At 66.0% G+C, this 14,781-nt stretch carries 15 protein-coding genes; 8 read left to right on the top strand and 7 right to left on the bottom strand.

Annotation, left to right across the window (positions count from 1 at the left end; all coding sequences use genetic code 11):
* Window positions 1–294 precede the first annotated feature (294 nt).
* The gene (locus tag F7O44_RS13835) at window positions 295–1,560 is read left to right on the top strand and encodes a DUF4032 domain-containing protein (RefSeq protein ID WP_162450833.1); all 1,266 of its coding nucleotides are present in this window, start codon (window positions 295–297) and stop codon (window positions 1,558–1,560) included.
* Window positions 1,561–1,682: 122 nt separating this feature from the next.
* Here the strand turns inward: F7O44_RS13835 and F7O44_RS31135 are convergent, their stop codons facing one another.
* Window positions 1,683–1,808 carry a hypothetical protein gene (locus F7O44_RS31135; protein ID WP_281353554.1) on the bottom strand — a complete coding sequence of 42 codons (126 nt, stop codon included), beginning with the start codon at window positions 1,806–1,808 and terminating at the stop codon, window positions 1,683–1,685.
* A gap of 208 nt (window positions 1,809–2,016) precedes the next feature.
* On the opposite strand from F7O44_RS31135, the gene F7O44_RS13830 reads away from it, so the two are divergent.
* On the top strand, window positions 2,017–2,508 hold the full coding sequence (locus F7O44_RS13830; protein ID WP_162450832.1) for a DUF6221 family protein: 492 nt from the start codon (window positions 2,017–2,019) through the stop codon (window positions 2,506–2,508).
* Here the strand turns inward: F7O44_RS13830 and F7O44_RS13825 are convergent.
* The 3 genes from F7O44_RS13825 to cysS form a co-directional block, all read right to left on the bottom strand.
* A complete protein-coding gene (locus tag F7O44_RS13825; protein WP_162450831.1) occupies window positions 2,505–3,665 on the bottom strand; it encodes an acyl-CoA dehydrogenase family protein in 1,161 nt (386 codons plus the stop codon). The genes F7O44_RS13830 and F7O44_RS13825 overlap by 4 nt on opposite strands.
* Window positions 3,666–3,838: 173 nt before the next feature.
* Window positions 3,839–4,804, bottom strand: a complete 966-nt coding sequence (gene rlmB, locus F7O44_RS13820) for a 23S rRNA (guanosine(2251)-2'-O)-methyltransferase RlmB (RefSeq protein WP_162450830.1) — start codon at window positions 4,802–4,804, stop codon at window positions 3,839–3,841.
* Complete coding sequence (cysS, locus tag F7O44_RS13815) at window positions 4,804–6,225, bottom strand: cysteine--tRNA ligase (RefSeq protein WP_162450829.1); 1,422 nt, start codon at window positions 6,223–6,225, stop codon at window positions 4,804–4,806. The genes rlmB and cysS overlap by 1 nt, the downstream gene beginning before the upstream one ends.
* A gap of 70 nt (window positions 6,226–6,295) precedes the next feature.
* Between cysS and F7O44_RS13810 the strand changes: the two genes are divergently transcribed.
* Window positions 6,296–7,096, top strand: coding sequence for a phosphatase PAP2 family protein (locus F7O44_RS13810; RefSeq protein ID WP_162450828.1), 801 nt, complete (start codon window positions 6,296–6,298; stop codon window positions 7,094–7,096).
* Here F7O44_RS13810 and ispF read toward each other — a convergent pair.
* The 3 genes from ispF to F7O44_RS13795 form a co-directional block, all read right to left on the bottom strand.
* Window positions 7,082–7,552, bottom strand: a complete 471-nt coding sequence (gene ispF / locus F7O44_RS13805) for a 2-C-methyl-D-erythritol 2,4-cyclodiphosphate synthase (protein ID WP_162450827.1) — start codon at window positions 7,550–7,552, stop codon at window positions 7,082–7,084. The genes F7O44_RS13810 and ispF overlap by 15 nt on opposite strands.
* Window positions 7,553–7,583: 31 nt before the next feature.
* Window positions 7,584–8,324: a 2-C-methyl-D-erythritol 4-phosphate cytidylyltransferase gene (ispD, locus tag F7O44_RS13800; protein ID WP_162450826.1), complete on the bottom strand. Its 741-nt coding sequence runs from the start codon at window positions 8,322–8,324 to the stop codon at window positions 7,584–7,586.
* A gap of 90 nt (window positions 8,325–8,414) precedes the next feature.
* Window positions 8,415–8,897 (bottom strand): CarD family transcriptional regulator, encoded by a 483-nt coding sequence (locus F7O44_RS13795; RefSeq protein WP_162450825.1) that lies wholly within the window; start codon window positions 8,895–8,897, stop codon window positions 8,415–8,417.
* Between the two features lie 270 nt (window positions 8,898–9,167).
* Between F7O44_RS13795 and F7O44_RS13790 the strand changes: the two genes are divergently transcribed.
* The 5 genes from F7O44_RS13790 to F7O44_RS13770 all read left to right on the top strand — a co-directional run bounded on the left by F7O44_RS13790 (window position 9,168) and on the right by F7O44_RS13770 (window position 14,777).
* On the top strand, window positions 9,168–9,755 hold the full coding sequence (locus F7O44_RS13790) for a hypothetical protein (protein ID WP_162450824.1): 588 nt from the start codon (window positions 9,168–9,170) through the stop codon (window positions 9,753–9,755).
* A gap of 146 nt (window positions 9,756–9,901) precedes the next feature.
* Window positions 9,902–10,942 (top strand): LacI family DNA-binding transcriptional regulator, encoded by a 1,041-nt coding sequence (locus tag F7O44_RS13785; RefSeq protein ID WP_162450823.1) that lies wholly within the window; start codon window positions 9,902–9,904, stop codon window positions 10,940–10,942.
* A gap of 174 nt (window positions 10,943–11,116) precedes the next feature.
* Window positions 11,117–11,761: a dihydrofolate reductase family protein gene (locus tag F7O44_RS13780; protein ID WP_162450822.1), complete on the top strand. Its 645-nt coding sequence runs from the start codon at window positions 11,117–11,119 to the stop codon at window positions 11,759–11,761.
* A 128-nt stretch (window positions 11,762–11,889) separates the two neighbouring features.
* Window positions 11,890–13,302 (top strand): glucuronate isomerase, encoded by a 1,413-nt coding sequence (gene uxaC / locus F7O44_RS13775; RefSeq protein ID WP_162450821.1) that lies wholly within the window; start codon window positions 11,890–11,892, stop codon window positions 13,300–13,302.
* Window positions 13,302–14,777 (top strand): mannitol dehydrogenase family protein, encoded by a 1,476-nt coding sequence (locus tag F7O44_RS13770; protein ID WP_162450820.1) that lies wholly within the window; start codon window positions 13,302–13,304, stop codon window positions 14,775–14,777. Before uxaC ends, F7O44_RS13770 begins: the two co-directional genes overlap by 1 nt.
* The last annotated feature ends 4 nt before the right edge of the window (window positions 14,778–14,781 follow it).

Genomic DNA, 14,781 nt, shown 5'->3' with positions numbered 1-14,781 from the left:
CTCCTCCGACCGCCCCCTTGCTCCCACCGCCCCAGCAGTTGCCTCCGAGCTGATACCACCTATCGGCTCCGGTGATTGGGACCTCTCCATGGCGGCCCCATGCTCCCACCACCACAGCAGTTGCGGGTACGCCCAAGGTCGCAGCCCACTCTGCTCCGGCAATTGGAACCCCTCCCTGGCGTGGTGGGCATCAGCGAGGAAGGCCAATGGCGAAGCCTCCTCCGACCGAGTCTGCTGGGCGGGGAGGGATTCCAATTGCCGGAGCTGAGTGGGCACTAGTACACAATGTGCTCTATGGAACTGCGCATTCTGGCCACACCGCAGGAACAACAGGCGCTGCTGGACCTGCCGTGGGACATGCCCCTCGAGGAATGGCCGGAGTGGTACCTGGTCGCGCTGCCTCGCGGCATTTCGCGCCATGTTGTCCGCTTCACCCGGCTGGGTGGGCGGATCTACGCCCTGAAAGAAGTGGTACAGGCGTACGCGGACCGCGAGTACCGGCTGCTGCGGGACCTGGAGCGTCTCGAGGTTCCGTCCGTTCAGGCCGTCGGCGTGGTCAGCGGGCGGCAGGCGCCGGACGGATCCCCACTCGACTCGATCCTCGTGACCCGGCATCTGCAGTTTTCTCTGCCGTACCGTGCCCTGTTCGCTCGCATGATGCGCAGGGACACCGTCGAACGGCTCATCGATGCTCTTGTCGTGCTGATCGGCCGCCTGCACCTGCTCGGCTTCTATTGGGGCGACTGCTCTTTGTCGAACACTCTCTTCCGGCGCGATGCCGGTGCGTTCGCCGCGTATCTCGTCGACGCGGAGACCGGGGAACTCCACAACGAACTCAGCGACGGGCAACGCCACCACGACATCGACATCGCCAGGGTGAACATCGCCGGCGAGATGATGGACCTCGCCGCGGCGGGCTATCTCGACGACTCGGTCGATCCGATCGCCACCAGCGACCACGTGGTCAAGCGCTACCATGCGCTGTGGTCAGAGCTCACCGAGTGGGAAGCGTTCGACGTCAATGAACGCTGGAGGATCGCCCGCCGGGTCGAACGACTCAATGAGCTGGGATTCGACGTCGCCGAGCTCGACATCGTGACCGACATCGGGGGCCGGACGGTACGCGTCCAGCCGAAGGTGGTCGACGCCGGACACCACTCGCGCCGGCTGCTGCGGCTCACCGGCATCGATGCTCAGGAGAACCAAGCCCGACGGCTGCTCAATGACCTGGACGCCTATGCCGCCGAGACCGAGCAACAAGGTGAGGACGAGGAGATCGTCGCGAACGCATGGGTCATGGACTGCTTCGAGCCGGTAGTGCGGGCAATCCCCCGCGAGTTCCGCGGCAAGCTCGAGGCACCGGAGATTTTCCATGAGGTCCTGGAGCATCGGTGGTACCTGTCGGAGCAGGCCGGCCACGACGTCGGCATCGCTGAAGCAGCTGAGGACTACGTCGAGAACGTGCTCCGTCACAAGCCCGACGAGCTGGCCATCCTCGGCGGCACCTCGGAAGATCCGGAGGAGACACAGCCGTTTCGCGTCCCGTGGGACCAGTTCTAGTGACGCGGACCGGAAGTTCGCGTCGCTAGTGGTACTCGGCCGTCACTGCGGGTGACGCGCCGGCCGGGGCGAAGCTCGGTTGGTCATGCCCGGGCGGATGGATGACGCCTGGACGTCGCGATTCATTCACGCTCGGCGCTCTCCAGGAAGCGCTCTAGAGCGGTGAGAACCAGCGCGGACATCGTCAACCGCCGGGATTCGGCGTACAGTTCGGCGCGTCGCCACAGCTCGACGTCACGGTCTTTCACATATATAGCCTTGGCCATTCCCATATAGAGAAGTCCATCTCTATATAGGTCTTCATATCTCTTCGCATGTAGGTGTACTGTGCTCCTCTAACGGAAGGAGTCACCAAATGATGGATGAGTATCGGTGTATGAAACCGCGGCACGGTGACTGCATCCTCGAAACCCGGACTGTCCGCTTCCCCTCCGGCTTCACCATGGATGTCACCCAATGCGCGAGCTGCGGTTCGTGCACCGCCGCACCGGACGAGTCGACCGTGCCGGAAGAGCTACGGAAGCCACGATGAGCGTCGACCTGATCACTTTTCTACGCGCCCGGCTCGAGGAGATGGAGACCGCGGCGCGCAACGCGGCTTACGCGGTCGGCGGCGCCCGTTGGGGCGTCGAAACCGGCGGAGATGTCGTCCTCGAGCCGCCACCTCCGCCGGTGTCGGTCACACCGGACGAAATGGTGATCGCCGCACCGGTGGTAGGCGAGCTCGAAGGCGCCGGCTGGCACGTAGCCCTGCACTCGCCCGCACGGGTGCTCGCCGACATTGCCGCCAAGCGCGCTCTGATCGAACAATGTGCCACTTGGCGTGAGATGGAAGAGGAACCGCCCTGCATGGGCAGCGCGGCCACCATCGTGCTGTGCATCCTGGCCACCGCATGGGACGACCACCAGGACTACGACCCAGACTGGGCGTCTGAGTGTGACCGTTAGCGCTCGGTCGTGTCCCCTCGTTCGAGACTGCGGGCGATCACCATGCGCTGAATCTGATTGGTGCCCTCGAATATCTGCATGATCTTCGCCTCCCGGAAGTAGCGCTCCACCGGGAAGTCCCGGGTGTAGCCGGCCCCGCCGAAGACCTGGATCGCGTCGGTGGTGACCTTCATCGCGGCGTCGGTGGCGACCAGCTTCGCGGCGCTGGCCTGATGCCGGTACGGCAATCCGGCGTCTCGCCGGTGAGCAGCCACGAGATAGGTGGCGCGGGCCGACTCCACCGCGACGGCCATGTCGGCCAGCATGAAGCCCAGCCCTTGATGACCGATGATCGGCCGGCCGAATTGCTCGCGCTGCCTCGCGTAGGCCACGGCAGCGTCCAGCGCGGCCTGGGCCAGGCCGGTGGCGATAGCCGCCACGCCTAGCCTGCCGGAGTCGAGTGCCTCCAGCGCGAGCCCGAAGCCGGCGCCTTCTTCACCGATTCGGCGCTCGCCGGGAACACGGACACCGTCGAAGTGCACCAGAGTGGTTGGCGAGCCCGTGAGGCCCATCTTCTTCTCTGGAGCACCGAAAGACAGCCCTTCGGAATCCGCAGGCACCACGAAGCAAGAGATACCGCGTGGACCATCGTCGGACGTACGGGCGAACACCGTGTAAAAGTCGGCATGCCCACCATGGGTGATCCACGCCTTGGTGCCGCTCAGGATGTAGTCCTCACCGCGGCTGACGGCGCGAGTGGACAGCGCGGCTGCGTCCGAACCCGCATGCGGCTCCGAGAGGCAGTACGCGCCGAGCAACTCGCCGCCGACCATATCCGGCAGCCAGCGCTTGCGCTGCTCGAGAGTGCCGTATGCGGCAAGTGGCCAGCATGAGAGCGTGTGGACGCTGACGGTGAGCGCTACCGTCGCCCAGCGCGCCGCGATCTCCTCGAGCATTTGGAGATAGACCTGATAAGGCTGCTCGGCACCGCCGTAATCGGCGCTGTAGGGCAACCCGAGCAAACCGGATCGACCCAAGAGGCGCACCAGCCCCCGCGGGTACTCGGCGGCCGCCTCGGCGGCGTCGGCCCTGGGCGCCAACTCCGAGTCGGCGATGTCCCTGACCAGCGATAGCAGATCCTTGGACTCGGGAGTGGGCAGCATACGTTCGACTGGCACGTCCTTGTACCTCCACGGCTCGCGCGCCGGCCGGAGATCGCCCCGCCGACGGTGGTCGTTGCCTCAGCGGGCCGCGATGGCAGGTGGTGACCCGCATCACAAGCCCCGCGAGGGCAGCCGCAAGCATAGCGCATTCGATGCGCTGGCATGCTCAGTGAACTGAGGAGACGGATTCAGCTACGCGCACGGGCGATCTCGTACAGGGCCACGCCGGCCGCCACACCCGCGTTCAGCGACTCGACCTCGCGTGTGATCGGGATTCTCACCACGAGGTCACAGGCCTGACTGACCACCCTCGACATGCCCGCTCCCTCCGAGCCGATCACCAGGCACAGGGGTTCGGTCAACGCCGCGACGTCGGCGATCTCCATCTCACCCGTGCTGTCGAGACCGACGACGAACAGGCCCGCGTCCTGGTAGGCGCGCAGCTGCCGGGCCAAGTTGACGGCTCGGGCGACCGGAAGCCGCGCGGCCGCGCCGGCGGATGTCTTCCATGCACCCGCTGTCATACCAGCGCTGCGACGTTCCGGCACCACGACGCCGTGCGCGCCGAACGCGGCCGAAGATCGGACGACGGCACCCAGGTTGCGCGGATCGGTGACGCCGTCGAGCGCGACAACCAGCGGCGACTCGCCAGCCTCATGAGCCGTCTCGAGCAAGTCTGCCGGCTCGGCGTACTGATACGGCGGAAGCGTGAGCGCCAGGCCTTGATGCACGGCGCCGCCGGTGACGCGATCCAGCTCCGATCGCGGCGCTTCCAGCAACGGAAGCCGGCGATCCGACGCGATGCGCAGGACCTCCCGCACGCGGTCGTCGTTATCGATCCGCTCAGCCACGTACAGCGCTTTGACCGGCACGTCGGCACGCAGCGCCTCCACGACGGAGTTGCGCCCCGCTACGGTTTCAGTCGTGCCCGGGCGACCACGCTCGGTGGACGACCTGCGGGGCGTCTGCGTGGCGCCGGACTTCTGCTTCTTCGCCGACTGTCGCGCCGCCGGATGGCTGGTTCTCTCTTCGGCCCGTGGCGTAGGCCCCTTACCCTGCAAACCACGACGGCGCTGACCACCGGAGCCCACCTGCATGCCCTTCTTGGTGCCGGGCTTGCGCATCGCTCCGCGTCGTCGCGAATTTCCAGGCATCAGTCAGCCAGCTCCCACCGTGTTCCGGACGGTCCGTCCTCTACGACAATACCCAGCTCGCCGAGCCGGTCCCGAAGTGCGTCGGCCGCGGCGAAGTCTTTGCGCTTGCGCGCCTCCTGCCGCTGCTCCAGCAAGGTGTCGACCAGACCCTCCACGACGCGGCGCAGCCGGTCGCCGGAGCTACCCACCGAATCCAGGCCGACCCACGGCTCGGCGAGCGGATCGAGCCCCAGTACACCCAGCATGGCCCGGACGTCGGCGAGATTCCGCGCGACCTCGCTGCGCTGGTCGGCGGCAAGGTAGCTGTTGCCGGCCCGGACGGAGTCGAAGAGCACCGCCAGCGCCTGCGGCACCGACAGATCGTCGTCCATCGCCGTGGCGAACTCACGCGGGACCTTGTCAGCGGGCGCGACACCCGGCACGAACTCCGCGGCACGGATCACGTACCCTTCGAGCCGACGGAACGCGGCGGCGTCGGCCGCCATCGATTCGTCCGAGACCTCGATGTTGCTCCGATAGTGCGCCGCCAGCAGGTAATAGCGCAGCTCGACCGGACGGATCCGCCGGATCACCTCCGACACCAGCAGCGAATTGCCGAGCGACTTACTCATCTTCTCGCCGGCTTGAGTCACCAGGGCGTTGTGCATCCAATACCGGGCGAAGCGCTGGCCTGCCGCGCGTGACTGGGCCAGCTCGTTCTCGTGATGCGGGAAGCGCAGGTCGAGACCGCCGCCGTGGATGTCGAACTCTTCGCCGAGGTACTTCGCCGCCATCGCGGAGCATTCAAGGTGCCACCCCGGGCGGCCTCGACCGAACGTCGTCGGCCAGGATGCCGTGACCGGCTCATGCGGTTTGTAGCCCTTCCAGAGGGCGAAGTCGCGTGGATCGCGCTTGCACCGCGGGTCGGCGTCGGCGGCGTGCTCCATCTCTTCGATCTTCTGGCCGGACAGCTCACCGTAGTCGGGCCACGACCGCACGTCGAAGTAGACGTCGCCGGAGCCGTCGGTGCCCTCATATGCGTGTCCGCGCTTCAGCAGCTCCTGCATCAGCTCGACCATCTCCGGAATATGTCCGGTTGCCCGGGGCTGGTAGGTGGCCGGTGTGCAGCCCAGGATCTCATAGGCGGCGTCGAGCGCTCGCTCGTTCTGATAGGCCCACGCCCACCACGGATAACCTTCGGCCGCCGACTTGTTCAAGATCTTGTCGTCGATGTCGGTGACGTTTGCCACGATCGTCACTTCGAGACCGCGATACTCCAACCAACGCCGCAAGACATCGAAAACTACCTCTTTCCGGATGTGGCCCACGTGCGGAGGCCCCTGTACCGTCAGACCGCAGTGATAGATGCCCACTTTGCCCGGATTGACGGGAAGGAAATCACGGATCTGACGCGTGGCGGTGTCGTACAGGCGGAAACTCACCGGACAAGGGTAGCTAGTCTGGCCGCTATCGGCACTGTCCCAGACCCCGAACACCCGTGGAGCAGCACCTGTGTCCGACGTCGATCGGTCCGAACCGGATCATCGCGACCCCGGCTTGCCTGCCGCCGGCAAGCCGGAGAATGGCGCTGACATGCACCTTCGGGTGCCCGGCGACCAGGAGAACACCCGGTGGTGGGTACTGCCGCTGATCCTCGGCGCCACTAGCGCGGCGTTGCTGGGTTTGCTGACCTGGCAGGTGGTGGTGCGCGGACCGGCCATCGCCTGGGACTGGCCCCTGCACAGCTACGTCGATCCGCGGCAACCTTCAGGCATCGCCCGCGGCATTCTCAACGGCATCGCCAGCCTGGGCGGCCAGCGGCTCTACACCCTGCCCATCCTGGTGACAACTGGGGCATGGGTAGCGTGGAACCAGCGCAATATCCGCCCGCTCATCGCCATCGGCGCCGGCCTGGCCACCGTCTTCTTCGTCGGCTACTGGATCAAGTTCAGCTTGTCCCGCACCCCGCCGCACACCGGGATCGACATCCTCCACGGCGAGGGCCAGGCGTTTCCATCCGGGCACACGGCCAACGCCACACTCACCTGGATTCTCATCGTGGTGGTCCTCTTCAGCGCATGGGGCGGACGACCCAATCGCCGGTTGTTCCGGCACTGGTTGGCTGTCGCATTCGGCGCGGTGTTCGTCGTGGGCATGTTGATGACACTGCTCGACTACCACTGGTTCAGCGATATCCCTGGTGGCTGGCTGCTCGGAGGTCTGGCGCTCGCGGTGGCCATCGCGATTCTGCGAGCGCCGCTTCCGTGGCCGGTGCTAGGGCGCCCCACCAGCCGGCCGTCAGAAACTCACTAAGGCGACAGCAACCGCGGCGAGCCCTTCCCCACGGCCAGTGAGGCCGAGCCCGTCAGTGGTGGTTCCACTGACGCTGACCGGTGCACCCACGGCTCGGCTCAGCACACTTTCCGCCTCCGCGCGCCGCGACCCGATCTTGGGACGGTCGCCGATTACTTGAACAGTGACATTGCCGATGGTTCCGGATGCCTGCCGCACTAACCTGGCGACCTCGGTCAATAGTGTCACCCCGGAGGCTCCGGCCCATTCCGGGCGGCCGGTGCCGAAGACCGCACCAACGTCGCCCAACCCCGCCGCCGAGAGCACGGCATCACATGCCGCGTGCGCGGCGACGTCGCCGTCGGAATGCCCTGCACAACCCGCAGGCTCGTCCGGCCACAGGAGACCCGCGACCCAACACGGCCGGCCCGCCTCGAGCGGGTGCACGTCAGTGCCGATACCTACTCGGGGAATCATGCGGCGGCTCGCCGGCTCGGAGATCTGCCTATCAACGCTCAGTACCTGGCTCGTCAGGCCCATCCGCGGCTCGGCGCCTGGCCAGCACCGCTTCGGCCAGTAGAAGATCCAGCGGCCGGGTCACCTTGAATGCTTCCTCGTCACCGGGAACGACGTGCACCGGGGAGCCCATACGCTCCACCAAGCCGGCGTCGTCCGTGGCATCGCTGCCGTTCTGCGCTCCGGCGTTGTGAGCACGTTCGAGAACCGCACGACGGAAGCCCTGTGGGGTCTGCACGGCACGCAAGACAGAGCGATCCGGCGTGCCGGTCACCTCGCCGGCACCGTTGACCTGTTTGAGGGTGTCGACCACAGGAAGACCCGGAACGACGGCGTCGTGGCCGCTCCATACAGCGTGCGCGATGTCCACGAACATCTTTGCCGGCGTCAGGCACCGGGCGGCATCGTGTACCAGCACGACATCCAGATTCTCCGGCAGCACGGCCAGCGCGGCTCGCACGGACTCCTGCCGGGACCGGCCGCCATCAACAACCTGCACGTTGACCGTTCTGGGAAGCGGCGGCTGAAGGATGTCCAGCACTCTGCCGGCCAGCCCGACCGGCGCGGCGATCACCACAGACGAGACCACACCGGAGTCCACGCTGGACCTGAGCGCGTGGCCGAGCAGCGTCTGGCCACCGACCGTGTACAACGCTTTGGGCACTCCTACACCCAAGCGTTCACCCATCCCGGCAGCCGGAATGATCAGCCCAACCGCAGCCATGCCGTTCATGTCTCGTGACCCCGGCCCAAAACCAGCGCTGAGTCGTCCCGATGTGTCCGGGACGACTCAGGCAACCGATACAAGCAGGCGTGGATCTTCTCAGCCAGCCAGGACCTCGTCAAGAAGTGTCTCTGCCTTGTCTTCATTGGTGTGCTCGGCCAGAGCCAGTTCTGAAACGAGAATCTGCCGCGCCTTGGCCAGCATGCGCTTTTCGCCAGCCGACAGTCCACGATCACGCTCTCGCCGCCAGAGGTCACGAACAACCTCGGCGACCTTGATGACATCCCCGGAAGCGAGCTTCTCCAGGTTTGCCTTGTAGCGACGTGACCAGTTGGTGGGTTCTTCGGTATGCGGGGCACGTAAGACCGAGAAGACCCGGTCAAGCCCTTCTTGGTTGACCACGTCACGGACGCCGACAAGGTCGACGTTATCCGCCGGAACCTTGACCGTCAGATCACCCTGGGTGACCCTCAGGACGAGGTACTGACGCTCTTCTCCTTTGATGACCCGGGACTCGATCGCTTCGATGAGCGCAGCCCCGTGGTGCGGGTAGACAACCGTCTCGCCGACCTTGAAAGTCATATGTTTCTGTCCCCTTTCCCATAGCAAGGATAGCACGACTCCGCCGGACCTCCACTGCGTTTGCGCTGGTCAGGACGGAAGGTTGGGGTTGACATTCAAAGCCGCACGTGCTCCCACCCCGTTCGCCAGGGCCGAGACAGGGTGCCGGTACACTCCCGGCAACCTTGTCACCAGGCCCTCATAAGTCCCCGGGACCTGGCCGAATTCGCGTCTCGGTACCCTTGACGGCGGTAAGACGACCGAACCGCACTGTTCTCGAGGAGTCATCCGGTGAAACCTGCCGTCCGCCGCTGCGTGCTGGTCAGCATCCCGACGCTGGCGTTTGTACTCGCCGGGTGCAATGTCCAAGACAAGTCTCAATGGTGGGACCCGCGATATGACGGAGTTCCGGCAGAAGCGGGCGATATCGGGCTACGCAACGTCGTCGTCGTCACGTCCGCCGACGGCCGCGCCACTCTCCTGACATCGTTCGCCAACCGCGGCTCCGACGACGAGCTTCTCGAGGTGCGCGTCGCCGGCTCATCGGCGACGCCCCCGGACGGTCCGCTGGAAATCCCGGCACGCGGTTACGCCGCCCTCGAGCCCAGCGCCACGCAGATCGAGTTCACCGACGTCGAGATCACCCCAGGCCTGTTGACCGAGGTCGAGTACCACTTCGCCGAGGCGCCACGGGTCACCGTCGAGGCCTTGGTCAAGGAAGCGGAGGGCCGGTACGCGCACGTGACTTTCGCCGAGTCGTCGGCCTCGGACGACGACACCGCACTCGATGTCGCGGAGGACGAGGACCCAGAGGACGCAGACGCCGACGACGAAGACCCCGCGGACACCGACGAAGACATCGAGGACGACGAAGAGTAGCCGCGACCAAAGTGGCGGTGTGCGGGTGCTGCCCGGCCGATCCCGGAGACTCGGCACCCCGCATGTGAACGGTCCCGCTCCTCCCCGCCCCGCCGTGGTCTACTTTGGGCATCAGATCCATGGCGAGAGGTGAGGAGGCCGCAGAGATGAGCAACCGGTCTCAGCACAACGGTCATACCGACGTGACGGGCCCGGCAAAGCCCGTTCAGGTCACCATAGGGCTCGTCGCCAAGACGGCAGGGGTGTCGCGCGCCACGGTGTCGCGCGTCATGAACGGCAATCCGAAGGTGGCCCCAGACCTGGCGGAACGGGTCCGCACTGCGGCACGAGAGCTGGGCTACGAGCCCAGCCCAGTGGCACGCAGCCTCGCCCTCGGCCGGACCGGCATCGTCGCGATGCTAGTCCCCGATCTTGGCAATCCGATGTTCCAGGGTGTGCTCCACGGTCTGACCGCAGCGGCCGGCGAGCAGAACTATCGCCTGCTGGTCGCTGACTCCAACGAGAACGTCAACGAGGAGCCGGTCCTGGCCATAGAAGCGCGGCGGAGGTGCGACGGCCTAGTCCTGTGCGCTCCCCGCATGCCTGATGAACAACTCCACGCACTGGCACCACGCCTCTCGCCGTTCGTCCTCATCAACCGCGAACTGCCCGGCATAGAGACACCGATGCTGATGATCGATTTCGCGATCGGCATCCGCGATCTCGTCGCACATCTCCTCGGACTCGGTCACCGCAAGCTGGCTTTTCTTGCCGGCCCGGACACCAGCGCATCCAATCGCATCCGGCTGGAGACCCTGCGTGCCGGCGCGGGAGAAAACTACGAACTCGTGGAGTTGCCCTGCGGGGTCACGTTCGCCGATGGGCATGCGGTGGCCGACCAGCTTCTCGACCTCGATGTCACCGCTCTGATCGCCTATAACGACCTCGTCGCCTTCGGCGCGCTGAGCCGGTTGCACGAGCTCGGAATCAAGGTGCCGGCACAGATGTCGATCGTCGGATTCGACGACATCCCGTTCGCCCGTTACACGACGCCGCCGCTCACCACGGCCTCGGTCCCGCACGACCAGCTGGGCCCTGAGGCTTGGCGGCGCCTCTGGGGCTTGATGAACAACGAAGAGCCTGAGCAGAACGTCCGGTTCCGGCCCCGCCTCCAGGTCCGCGGCAGCACCGGGCCCGCCCCTGACTAGGGTCGCCTCCGGCGAACCGCGGTGCGCACAGGTCCGCCCCAACAACGTCAGCAGCAAGTGTTCCGCGCATTCCTCAGGCCCACCGGTACAAGTTGGTCCCGTCGCGGCGATGAGTCCGCGGGCGCCCACCGGTCTACCTTCGTGACCGCGACAATCTACTCATCGGGAGCAGTCATGGGCCTCATCCACATCGAACTGTTCGCTACCCTCGACCTCGTCGGGCAGTCGCCCGGCACCCCCGAAGAAGACCCACTTGGATTCCCGTTCGGTGGCTGGCAGGCACCCTTGCTGGACAAGGTCACCGGAGCGCAGATCCTGGCCGCCTACGAGGGCACGGACGCACTGCTGCTCGGCCGGCGGACGTATGACATCTTCGCCGCCTACTGGCCGAATCAGGAAGAAGGCGAGGACAACAAGATAGCCACGCTCTTCAACAGCGTCCCGAAGTACGTTGCCTCTCGCGGCACGCCCGCTCTTTCGTGGGCCGGCTCCACCCTGCTCGGCCCGGATCTGGCCGGCGGGGTACGAGAGATCCGGGACCGGCACGAGCACGTGAAGGTCGTCGGGAGCCTGAATCTGGTACAGACCCTCCTGCGTGAGAAGCTGTTCGACCGTCTCGACCTCTGGGTGCACCCGATCGTGCTCGGCGTCGGGAAGAAGGTGTTCGACGGTGGCGCGGTACCGACGAACGTCACGCTCCTGGAACCGCCTGTAGCCGACTCCAAGGGCACCGTCTATCTGCGCTACGGGCTCGCCGAGGGCATACCCGGGACGGGAGACATGAGCGCGCCCGATCTTCGTACCGGCCGCGGCGACTGAAATCGCCACGAGCTCCGTCTCGTTAGGGGAGAGTCCGGCAACGTTCTGAAACCGGTTTCCTGTATGCTGTCGCGCAATTGCTCCACGCGCAGACAGAGGTTTCGATGCAACCGGTTAGGAGCGTCGGCATGGCCGAAGCGGATACGAGAGACGAGCGTTTGTTTCCGCCCGATCCCACGGTGCGGGCGATCACCAGGGAGCTTTACGCACAGGTGAAGGATCTCCCGCTGGTGTGCCCGCACGGGCACGTCGATCCCGCTCTGCTAGCCGACGACCAGCCGTTTCCCGATCCCGCTGAGCTGTTGGTGATCCCGGATCACTACGTCCACCGGATGCTGCACTCTGCCGGCCTGTCACATGGCGAACTCGGGCTGACGGACCTGGAAGGACACCAGCAAGAGACCGATTCCCGGCAAGTCTGGCGGCGGCTCTGCGAGAACTGGCACCTGTTCCGCGGCACGCCAAGCAAACTATGGCTGGAAATGGAACTGGCCGACGTCTTCGGTATTCACACCCGGCTGTCCGCCCACACCGCCGACGACGTCTTCGACACCCTGCTCGAGCGCCTGGCCCAGCCCGACTTCCGCCCCCGAGCGTTGTTCGAACGGTTCAACATCGAAGCGCTCGCCACGACCGACGACGCCACAGATCAACTCCAACACCACCGGCGGATCCGCGAAAGCGCGTGGAACGGCACCGTGATCCCGACGTTTCGCCCGGACAAGGTTCTGGACCCGGAGAATCCAGCCTTCCAGGATTCGCTACGTCAGCTGTCCGAGGTGACCGGGGAAGATGCGACGACTTACCAGGGCTACATGTCGGCACTGCGCCAACGGCGCGAATACTTCAAACAGCTGGGCGCCACGGCCACCGACCACGGCCACCCCAGCGCATTCACCGCCGAGCTGAATGACGTCGATGCCGAGAAGCTCTTCCGCAGGGTCACCGAGGGCACCCCCGATCCGGCGGACGCCGAACTGTTCCGGGGTCACATGCTCATGCAGATGGCCGCCATGAGCCTGGATGATCACCTGGTCATGCAGCTACACCCCGGATCCATCCGCAACCATGACCCTCAGTTGCACACGCGGTACGGGGCGGACAAGGGCGCGGACATCCCCGGAACCATCGACTACGTGAACGGTCTGCGTCCGTTGCTCAACCGCTTCGGCAATGAGCCGTCTCTACGATTCGTCGTCTCAACGCTGGACGAGACCACCTATTCGCGCGAGCTCGCCCCGCTCGCCGGCTACTATCCCGCGATGCTGCTCGGACCGGCCTGGTGGTTCTTCGACAGCCCACACGGCATCCGCCGGTACCGGGAACTGGTGACCGAGACCGCGGGCTTCTTCAACACCGCGGGGTTCAACGACGACACTCGGGCCTTCGCGTCCATCCCTGTCCGGCATGACGTGGCTCGCCGCGTCGACTGTGGCTACCTGGCGCAGCTGGTCGCGGAGCACCGGCTCGAACTCGACGAGGCACACGACACCGCCCACGCGATGGCGTATGCGCGTGCCAAGGAGGTGTACGACCTGTGATGCCCGCCCCGCAACTGTCGCTGGCCACGCTGGGCAGCGTACCGACTGCCGCGCGCCCGGCGTACGACCCTCGGGACCTGCGGATCGGCCTCGTCCACCTCGGCGCGGGCGCGTTCTTCCGGGCACATCAAGCTTGCTACACCCACGCCGTCGCGGCTGCTGGAGACAGCAACTGGGGCATCATGGCGACCAGCCAGCGCTCACCCGAGGTCGCCGACCAGCTCAGCGCGCAGGACGGCCTCTACAGCGTGCTGGAGCGTCCCACCCGCGGCGCGCCGAAGATCGACGTTGTCGGCGTCATCCGTCGTACCGCCTGCGCGGCGCGCGAGCCGGAGGACATCGTCGCCGCGCTGGCTGATCCAGCCGTCCACGTCGTGACCCTCACCGTGACCGAGAAGGGTTACCGAGCCGTCGGCGGGCGGCTCCACGTGGATTCCGACGTCGAGGCGGATCTGCTCGGCCGCCCCCCGGCAACCGTCGTCGGCCAGCTGGTCAGAGGACTACAGAGACGCGCCGCCGCCGGCGCCGGTCCAATCACACTGATCTCATGCGACAACCTCAGCGACAACGGGACCATCCTCCGCCAGCTGGTTCGCGATTTCGCGGAGAGACTGACCGGACCTGGGACCGATATCCTCCAGGACTTCATCGAGCGACACACCACATTCCCGTCCACCATGGTCGACCGTATCGTTCCAGCCACGGCCGACTCCGACCGCGCGGAGGTGCAACGGCTGCTCAGCGGTGTGCGTGACGACGCGGCCGTCGTCGCCGAGCCGTTCAGCCAGTGGGTGATCGCTGACGAATTCGGCGGCCCACGACCATCATGGGAAGCCGCCGGCGCAATCCTCACCACCGACGTCGCCGGCTACGAGCGCGTCAAGCTCCGCCTGCTGAACGCCACGCATTCACTCATCGCCTACCTGGGAGCGCTGGCCGGGTACAGGACCATCGCCGAGGCACTGGCCGACGCCCGTATCGAGCAAGCGGCGAGGCAATTGATCGACGACGACCAACTGCCGACAATCGTCGCGCCGGACGGTCTTGATCTGATCGATTACCGGGAAAGCGTGCTGGACAGGTTCGCGAACCCCGCGCTGGGCCACCGCACCGCGCAGGTCGCCATGGACGGCAGCCAGAAGCTACCGCAGCGCGTTCTGTCCGCCGTCCGGGAACGACGTGCCCATGGGGTCGTCCCCTCGATGGCGGCGCTGCTCGTCGCGGCGTGGATGCGATTTCTGATCGGGCGGGACGACAACGGCGACGCCCTGCAGGTCTCCGACCCGATGGCCGAGCGACTGACGCCGATGTTGACGCGCGCCGCGCCGGACCGGGACGTCGTCCGAGAAGTGTTCGCGGTTCACGAGATTTTCGGCGCCGACCTGGCGGACGACACCGATCTCATGGACGCCGTGGCGTATTGGTTCGACGCCCTGCGCCGGCACGGCGTCGAACAGACTTTGAAGGGAGCATGACCAT

The sequence above is a fragment of the Phytoactinopolyspora mesophila genome (assembly GCF_010122465.1).
In the GTDB taxonomy this organism is placed as follows: domain Bacteria; phylum Actinomycetota; class Actinomycetes; order Jiangellales; family Jiangellaceae; genus Phytoactinopolyspora; species Phytoactinopolyspora mesophila.
This window is presented reverse-complemented; position numbering and strand designations above follow the sequence as displayed.

Bases quoted from the DNA above. Each gene is read 5' to 3' on its own strand.
- F7O44_RS13835 (WP_162450833.1), top strand. From the start codon at position 295: ATGGAACTGCGCATTCTGGCCACACCGCAGGAACAACAGGCGCTGCTG.
- F7O44_RS13830 (WP_162450832.1), top strand. From the start codon at position 2,017: ATGCGCGAGCTGCGGTTCGTGCACCGCCGCACCGGACGAGTCGACCGT.
- rlmB (WP_162450830.1), bottom strand. From the start codon at position 4,804: ATGCCTGGAAATTCGCGACGACGCGGAGCGATGCGCAAGCCCGGCACC.
- ispF (WP_162450827.1), bottom strand. From the start codon at position 7,552: ATGATTCCCCGAGTAGGTATCGGCACTGACGTGCACCCGCTCGAGGCG.
- ispD (WP_162450826.1), bottom strand. From the start codon at position 8,324: ATGAACGGCATGGCTGCGGTTGGGCTGATCATTCCGGCTGCCGGGATG.
- F7O44_RS13795 (WP_162450825.1), bottom strand. From the start codon at position 8,897: ATGACTTTCAAGGTCGGCGAGACGGTTGTCTACCCGCACCACGGGGCT.
- F7O44_RS13785 (WP_162450823.1), top strand. From the start codon at position 9,902: ATGAGCAACCGGTCTCAGCACAACGGTCATACCGACGTGACGGGCCCG.
- F7O44_RS13780 (WP_162450822.1), top strand. From the start codon at position 11,117: ATGGGCCTCATCCACATCGAACTGTTCGCTACCCTCGACCTCGTCGGG.
- uxaC (WP_162450821.1), top strand. From the start codon at position 11,890: ATGGCCGAAGCGGATACGAGAGACGAGCGTTTGTTTCCGCCCGATCCC.
- F7O44_RS13770 (WP_162450820.1), top strand. From the start codon at position 13,302: ATGCCCGCCCCGCAACTGTCGCTGGCCACGCTGGGCAGCGTACCGACT.